This window comes from Dermabacter sp. HSID17554 (genome assembly GCF_003989295.1).
Classification (GTDB): domain Bacteria; phylum Actinomycetota; class Actinomycetes; order Actinomycetales; family Dermabacteraceae; genus Dermabacter; species Dermabacter vaginalis.
This window is the reverse complement of the sequence record NZ_RBLW01000004.1, coordinates 121675-129959: the sequence shown is the minus strand read 5'-3', so window position 1 is coordinate 129959 and position 8285 is coordinate 121675. Positions and strand designations below refer to the sequence as shown.

Here is an 8285-nt window from a genome sequence, read left to right as displayed (position 1 = left end):
CCTTGAGGGCGAACGTGGTGCCTTCGGGCATGTCGCGCTCTTCGCCGGTCTCCTCGTCGGTGAAGACGGGGGCTGCGACCTCGGCAACGTCACCCTGGGTGACGGTGACCTCGGTGTAGGCCGGCTGGTAAAGCTTGACCTGCGGAGTCTCTACGACGTGGATGGTCACGAAAGTCGTATCGGTCGAGCCATCGGGGTAGGTCACGAGGACCTCGTACACGTGATCCGCAGGCGACGCGAACGTTGCGTTCGAGGAGATCGCACCTGTTTCTTCGTCGATAGTGACGCCTTCAATCTCTCCGTCCTTGAGAGTGAACTTCGTGCCCTCAGGCGCGAACTCCACCTCGTCGGTCGCGAGATCATCGAAGGTCGGCGCATCGACGAAAGCCGTCTCGCCGCGCTCAACCGTGACGTCGGTGTACACCGGCGTAAGGTTCTCAGCGTCGGTCGGGCCAACAACGGTGATGGTCTCGTAGATGGTGTCCTTCGAGCCATCGGGGTAGGTCACGTCAACGGCGATCGGGTAGCGGCCCGGCTCGGCGTCCTCAGCAACGATGATTTCACCGGTCTCCGGGTCGACAGTGATGCCTTCGGGGAGCGGGGAGTACTCGTTCGGGCCGAAGGTCGTGCCTTCGGGAACGAACTCGACTGCATCCGTGGTCGGATCATCGAACGTCGGAGCATCCGAACGCTCTCCCTGCTTGAGGGTGGTGTCAGTGTACTGCGGGTTGTAGTCGTCAGCGGCTGGCTTCGCCTCGACGTTGACCGTCACCTCGACCTCGTCGGTGGAGCCGTCGGGGTAGGTGACCTCGACAACTACCTTGTGCTCGCCGGCGGGAACGTCGTCGCCGATGACAAGAGCACCAGTCTCTTCGTCAACGGTGATGCCCTCGGGGCCGTCCTTCTTCTCGAACTTCGTGCCCTCGGGAGCGGACTCGACTTCGTCAGTTGCCGGGTCGTCGAAGGTCGGAGCGTCCGAGACATCACCCTGCGTCAGATCCGTGTCCGTGTAGGTCGGGTCGTACTTCGACGAATCCGGCTTCTCGGTCACGGTGATGGTGGTGTAGATGTCGTCGGTCGAGCCGTCGGGGTAGGTGACATGAACGACGACCGGGTAGGTGCCGGGTTCGACGTCGTCACCAACGATGATCTGGCCCGTGTTGGGGTCGACCGTGATGCCTTCGGGCAGCGGGTAGTACTCGCTGGGGGCGAAGGTGGTGCCTTCGGGCATCGTTTCGACAGCATCAGTGGTGGGGTTGTCGAACTCGGGTGCGACACCGGTCTGGCCCTGCTCGATTTCGGTCGAGGGGTAGAACGGGTTGAGGTTCTCCGATTCCTTCTTCGCCTCGACGTTGACCGTCACCTCGACCTCGTCGGTGGAGCCGTCGGGGTAGGTGACCTCGACAACGACCTTGTGCTCGCCGGGTTCGACGTCGTCACCGACAGTGATCGCGCCGGTTTCTTCGTCGACGGTGATGCCCTCGGGGCCGTCCTTCTTCTCGAACTTCGTGCCCTCAGGTGCCGACTCGACCTCGTCGGTTGCCGGGTCGTCGAAGGTCGGAGCGTCCGAGACATCACCCTGCGTCAGATCCGTGTCCGTGTAGGTCGGGTCGTACTTCGACGAATCCGGCTTCTCGGTCACGGTGATGGTGGTGTAGATGTCGTCGGTCGAGCCGTCGGGGTAGGTGACATGAACGACGACCGGGTAGGTGCCGGGTTCGACGTCGTCACCAACGATGATCTGGCCCGTGTTGGGGTCGACCGTGATGCCTTCGGGCAGCGGGTAGTACTCGCTGGGGGCGAAGGTGGTGCCTTCGGGCATCGTTTCGACAGCATCAGTGGTGGGGTTGTCGAACTCGGGTGCGACACCGGTCTGGCCCTGCTCGATTTCGGTCGAGGGGTAGAACGGGTTGAGGTTCTCCGATTCCTTCTTCGCCTCGACGTTGACCGTCACCTCGACCTCGTCGGTGGAGCCGTCGGGGTAGGTGACCTCGACAACGACCTTGTGCTCGCCGGGTTCGACGTCGTCACCGACAGTGATCGCGCCGGTTTCTTCGTCGACGGTGATGCCGTCGTCGCCTTCCGTCTTCTCGAACTTCGTGCCCTCAGGTGCCGACTCGACCTCGTCGGTTGCCGGGTCGTCGAAGGTCGGAGCATCCGAGACATCACCCTGCGTCAGATCCGTATCGGGGTACTTCGGATCAAAGTCATCCGACTGCGGGGGAAGGACACGCTCGAAGCTGGCGACGATGTCGTCGGTCGAGCGGTCCGGGTAGGTCACTCGGACCTTGAAGTCGAGCTTGCCTGGGTTGCCCCAATCGTCATCGGTGGTGCGACCCTTTTGGCCAGCAAGAAGCGGGGTGATCTCGCCGGTTTTCTCGTCGATCCAAGCACCGTAGTCCTCGTCCGGGCCGAACTCGAACGTCGTGCCCTCGGGCGCTTTAACGGTGTTGCCGTCGGCGTCGGTGAAGGTCGGTGCCGGAACCGGCTGGCGTGTGCCGACGAGCACCTTGATGCCCTCGGCGTAGGCAGGGGTAAGGCCCTCAGTCTGCTCGGGCTGAGTATCGGCCTTTGTTACCAACGAGAGCTTGAGGTAGTTCTCACCGTTGCCTACCGGACCGTCGCCAGTAGCAGCGTTGTTCTCCTTAGACAGTGTAATCGTGTCACCGTTCACGACGCTAAGAACGCCGTGATCGGCTGCGATCGAGTACTTGTCGGTGTTGACTCCCTCAACCTTGACCCTGTAAGTGCCGTACTCCACGTCGCCGAGACGTGCGTGGTCGACTTTGCCGCCTGCAGCGTCAAACCAGTCTTTTGCTTTGCCGGTCGTGTAGGTCTTGTTGTTATCTGTATTTGTGAGCGTTACAGAAATATTCTTCAAGTCTTCATCGCTCTTAAGATCGGAACTCGACTTGAAGTTTCCGTCTACGAGAAGCGCGAGCTCCATGTCCTGGCCAGGGTAGCCACGATAGAGCTCGATCTCAACGGTGGTTTCAGCGAGAATATCTTGACCGCGAAGAAGCGCAACGCGTACTTCGTACTCGTTATCTTGATCGAACCTGTTCGGCCCGACGGTGATTTCGCCAGTGCGCTTGTCGATCTTTGCCTTCGGGGTAGTACTCGAGCTCTCAAGAGACTGGACAGGTTTGCCGTTTTCGTTGATGAAAGCGAAGTACTCGTCGGTGCGACGCTCGCCGTCCAGCTTTGGTGCGGGGAAAGTAGCAGTGGTGGTGTCGCTCCCCTCGGCCGCGGTCTGAATAGTCTCGACGCGAACCGCGGGGTTTTCGTAGGCAATTTCAGTGACGCGCGATGCCTCCGGAGTGGGATCCGGCTTCGGCGGTTTAGGCTGGTCCGGCTTGTCTACAACTTTGAAGCTGGCAGTGATGGTGTCGGTGCTGCCGTCGGAGTAGGTGACAACGACATCGTAGGTGAGAGTCTGCGTACCCATCTTCCAGTTCGACGGGCTAGAAATCTCACCTGTGTCCGAATTGATTTGGAGGCCTGCGACGTTCCCCTTGTAGGCAAACTTAACACCCCCGGGGCGTGCAATCTCAGCGCCGTTTGCGTCGTAGAACTTAGGAGCAGGAACGATATCGGCTCGACCATTCCAGACTTCAATGCCCTCCGCGTAGCTCGGGGCGTAAGAATCGGTCAATTGGGTTTCGGCGGCGTTGTCTCCAGGGTTGGGCTCCACCGGAGTGGGGTCTTCGCCTGGCGTGGGCTCTACCGGGGTGGGGTCTTCGCCTGGTGTGGGCTCCACGGGGGCGGGTTCAGGAGCTGGTTTCTTAGGGGCGTTCTTATCGACTTTTACGGTGCCAGAAACCTGAGTGGTTGAACCATCAGGGAACTTCACTTTAACCGTGTAGTTGTGGGTCACAGGGTAAGTAGAGGTCTGGTAGCCGCTGTACGCGCCTGTTTCCGAGTCAATGCTGCCCGAGAAGTCCCCTACCTTGGTGAAAGTTGTGCCATTGGGGACGCTAGCTGCAGAGCCGGCCGCGTCGGCCACGGTGGGAACGACATCGACAGGGTGGAACGGCTTCACTGTATACGTCGGGTAAGAAATCGAGTACTGCTCTGCCATAGTCTGCGCGCCAGGCTCCGCCGCGAACGCGCTCGGGGCATCGATGGCGCTCGCGCCAACAACGCCGGTGGTGCCGAGGACGGCGCCCACGGCGAGGGCCGCAGCACCGCGGCGCCACAGGGGGGTAACTGAGGATTCCGCGCGGTGGCTGTTCCGCTTACGGAAAGCATCGAAGACCATGAGTTCTCCAACTTTCTGTGTATGGGGGAGCAAAAGGAATCGCCACACAACACCTGTTGCAGACGTCCAAACTCGACGCTAACCGCTTTTGGGCGATTTGTGAAGTGAGCAATTTTCCTCGAGGGGCCGGGCCTCATGTGGGCGCGCGAGAGACGTCCGACGGGCGGTGCGGTTGAAGCAGGGCTGGCTGGAGGGAAGGGGATTCGAGCATAGCGATCGCGTGGGGAAACGTTGGTATAGCAAATGTTACGACAATGTTACGGATTAGCGATCCGCCCCTCGCGACCCCGATGGTGGCTCCGCCATGGAAGCTCGCATGTCACAGCGTTGCGTAGGCCTTACTTCTTAGTGGAATGGTTGGTCGCTAAGAATGAAGAAGGACTTTCGTGAGGTCGCAAAAGAAAGGGAAGTAAGGTGTTTATTAGTCGAAAATAGTCACCAGTTGTTAACCGTTCTAAAAATTACCTTCGGGAAAGAAAACGCCGACCGACAGCACCTCGTGGGTGCCGCCGGTCGGCGTTGGTAACGAAATCGTTATCGTGACAAAAAGTGAAGGCGGGACTTAAGTCCGCTCCTCACTTGAGCCATGCTTCGGCGAGCAGGCGCTGGCTCTCATAGCGCTTTGCGGGGTCATGGAAGTAGTTCGAGACGATGAACTCGTCAGCGTGGGTCTCCTCCGCGAGGCGTGAAAGCTCGGCCTCGACCGTGCTCGGGGAACCCACAGCGCGCACCGCAAGCGCCCCGTTGACGCGCTCGAGTACAGGGGCGGGGAGCAGCGCCGAGATTTCCGCGGGTGGCTGAATCAACTGTCGCTTGCCTGTTCCAAGCGCCGCAAAAGCCTGTTGCAGGGTGGAGAACTGGCGTTCAGCTTCGTGATCCGTTGAAGCCACATACACGTTCACACCCACCATCACGTGCGGCTTCTCCACTTGCGCGGTGGGAGCTTCGGCATTGAACTCGCGGCGATAAAGCGCGATCGCCTCCTTGTACTGGAAGGGCGCGAAGTGGCTTGCCACAGCGAACGGCAACCCGAGCTGCGCCGCAAGACCTGCGCCCGCGAGGGAACTGCCAAGCACCCACATCGGTACGTTCGTGCCTTGCGCAACGTATGCGCCGATCCGGTACCGCGAAAGCGTGTCATCGCTTGCCCAGGCCTGCATGTCGGCAACGGCCCGCGCGAAATCCGCCGGCTCTGCGCTCGTGCGCCCAAGAAGCTGCGCGGTAAGCGGGTCGGTGCCCGGCGCGCGGCCAAGACCCAAATCAATCCTCGGACCGTGGAACTGCGTGAGCGTGCCGAACTGCTCGATCACTTGGAGTGGCGCGTGATTCGGCAGCATGATCCCACCCGAACCGACGCGGATGCGTTTCGTGCGCGAAGCTGCGCGGTCAATGAGAAGCGACGTTGCATTCGAGGCAAGATTCAAAGTGTTGTGGTGCTCCGCGAACCAATACCGCTTGTATCCCTGCTCGTCAGCGAGCTCGACCGCCCGCATCGACGCTTCGATAGCCTCGGCGAACGATTGCCCCTCGCTCACCCCCACGAGATCGAGAATTGCCAGGTCGGGACGCTTAGACATAGGAAACCTCCACAGAAGTGCGCTCGATAGGTGCGCGAAACCGTCGGACTCTCACCAAACGCCCTTTGAGCGCACCGCTATTCCACCCACCCGCCCGGCTATTCAGGGCCTGTGAAAAAATATGGCCATGACGATCACCGCAGCAGCAGACGGCTCCGCACTTGGCAACCCTGGCCCCACCGGCTGGGCCTGGTACGTCAGCGACGAGTGCTGGAGCGCGGGCGGAAGCACCCACGGCACGAATAACATCGGCGAGCTCACCGCTGTGCGCGAACTGCTCAGCCAAACCCGCGAAGCCGGTCACGCGGCCGAGGAACTCGTGATCCTGTGCGACTCGCAGTACGTCATCAACTCCGTCACGAAGTGGATGCCTGGCTGGAAAAAGAAGGGCTGGAAAAAGAAAGACGGCAAGCCCGTGCTGAACGTCGAGCTCATGCAAGCGATCGATCGCGAAATGCAGGGCCGCAACGTGCGCTTCGAATGGGTCAAGGGCCATGCGGGCCACGACATGAACGAGGCCGCTGACGAGCGCGCCCGGGCCGCGGCGACCGCCTACCAGAAGGGCACGGCGCCGAACGTGGGGCCTGGTTTCACGGGTGCGGTCCACGCGGGTGCCCCGCGCACGGTTCCGACGCCTGCCAGCCTAGAGCGCTCCCTGTGGTGTGAAAGCGCGTCCCCGCGTGAGCGCCTCGGCGAGGATCCTCATTTCATTGATACCCGCGCTCGTGTGATGAGCATCGAGGAATGGGTGAGGGGGGTCGAGGCTTTGCGTGGGCGAGGGGTGAAGCTTTGTGGTGAGGTGACTTCGCGCGAGGTCGGCCCGCACCTCCACCTGACCGACACCGTGCTCGAAGCTGCCGGCCGGAACTTTCGCATCGTGACCCTGTGGGGTGGCGAGACCCCTCGGATTCTCCACCAGCATTGGAGCGCACTTAGCTGAGCTCGGCCGCCGGGAGCTCCACGCGGAACGTTGCCCCGCCGCCGTCCGTTTGATGGATCGAGATCGTGCCGTCGTGATGCTGCATGATTGTGGCCGCAATCGAGAGGCCAAGCCCCGCGCCGCCGCCTTGAGTTTGCTGGCGTTGGCGAGACTCGTCGGTGCGGAAGAAGCGCTCGAAAACCCTCTCGCGGATGTCCGCCGGAATGCCCTCACCATGGTCGCGCACCTCAATGATGGCCTTACCATCGCGGCCATTGCCGAGCGCGACCTCCACGGGTGAACCCTTCGGCGTGTGCCTGTTCGCGTTACCCACGAGGTTCACAATGACCTGTCGAAGTGCAGCTTCGTCGCCAAGCACCCCGAGCGGCGGAACGGCCGCGGGCGTGAGAACCGCACCCGCGAGGTCAACGATCGCGACTTCTCGCGTGGGATCGAGTGCCCGCAAATCCTGCACCACGTCCTTCACGATCCCCGACGCATCGAGCGGCACGAGATCGAAAGAACGCTGCTCATCGAGCCTCGCGAGCTTCAAAAGCGATTCGACGAGGGACCCCATGCGCTTCGCCTCATCCTCGATGCGGCGCATCGCCTGCGCGACATCCTCGTCGCGCGGCATCGCCCCCATGCGATACAACTCGCCATTGCCGCGGATCGCCGCAAGGGGAGTGCGAAGCTCGTGCGAGGCATCCGCAACGAAGCGCCGCATGCGCGACTGGCTCGCGAGCGCCTCCGCCTGCGACTCGGCCTGGGCTTGAAAACCCTTCTCGAGGCGAATGAGCATCTCGTTGAGGGCCACACTTAACGAATGCACCTCTTGCGAGGAGTAGCTCACGGGAATGCGCGTGCCGAGAGTACCGGCCGCAACGTTCTTGGCGGCCTTCTCCACATCGCGCAAAGGCTCGAGAGCATAGTGGAGCACGTAGCCGCCAAGCCCCACGCCAACGAGCACCACCATCGTTCCCACGAGCACGATGATGAGCGCCATCTCATTCATCGTGTTCTCCACGCCACGAAGCGGGAGCGCCACGAAAACCGAGGGACCATCCGGATCGTTCGACGCAACCGCGCGCACGCGCCACGACTCGCGGTCACCCGCCACAAGAGTGAAGGGCTTTCCCTGGAGAGACACAACCTCCTCGCGCGTCAGCGCAGGGAAGTCGAGAGACGGGTCGCCGTCGGAATCCTGCACCACGCGCTGCAAAACCCCACCGGACTGATCCTGCCACTCCACCACGTAATCCACGGGCGTGTACTGCGCGCTCGGTGACCCCGTGGTGATGAGTGAAATGTTGCGGCGTGGATTGGCGATCGCGCTTGGGCTGACCGCCGCGGCGAGATCAGCGTCCACGCTTTCAATGAGAGTGCGCTTGAGGAGGAACAGTGAAAGCGCGCCCGTCACGATCGTTCCCGACACGAGAACGAGCGCGATGAGCGCGACAATCCGGGTCCATAGGGACACCGGGCGATTGGCCCGCGAAACGCGGTCCTTCTTGGGGGCGTCGGTCAA

Annotated in this window: 4 protein-coding genes; 1 reads left to right on the top strand and 3 read right to left on the bottom strand. The window is 61.7% G+C overall.

The features are described 5' to 3' along the window. Both D8M36_RS08350 and D8M36_RS08345 read right to left on the bottom strand, forming a co-directional pair. A partial coding sequence (locus D8M36_RS08350) for a YPDG domain-containing protein (protein WP_193877140.1) occupies nt 1-4261 on the bottom strand: 4261 nt, incomplete at its 3' end. Between the two features lie 575 nt (nt 4262-4836). Further along, nucleotides 4837-5838 carry an LLM class flavin-dependent oxidoreductase gene (locus D8M36_RS08345; RefSeq protein WP_126848178.1) on the bottom strand — a complete coding sequence of 334 codons (1002 nt, stop codon included), beginning with the start codon at nt 5836-5838 and terminating at the stop codon, nt 4837-4839. A 127-nt stretch (nt 5839-5965) separates the two neighbouring features. Between D8M36_RS08345 and D8M36_RS08340 the strand changes: the two genes are divergently transcribed. Continuing rightward, a complete protein-coding gene (locus tag D8M36_RS08340; RefSeq protein ID WP_126848176.1) occupies nt 5966-6778 on the top strand; it encodes an RNase H family protein in 813 nt (270 codons plus the stop codon). On the opposite strand, the gene D8M36_RS08335 is transcribed toward D8M36_RS08340, so the two are convergent. After that, nucleotides 6771-8285, bottom strand: coding sequence for a HAMP domain-containing sensor histidine kinase (locus D8M36_RS08335; protein WP_238638430.1), 1515 nt, complete (start codon nt 8283-8285; stop codon nt 6771-6773). The two genes, D8M36_RS08340 and D8M36_RS08335, sit on opposite strands and share 8 nt — an antisense overlap.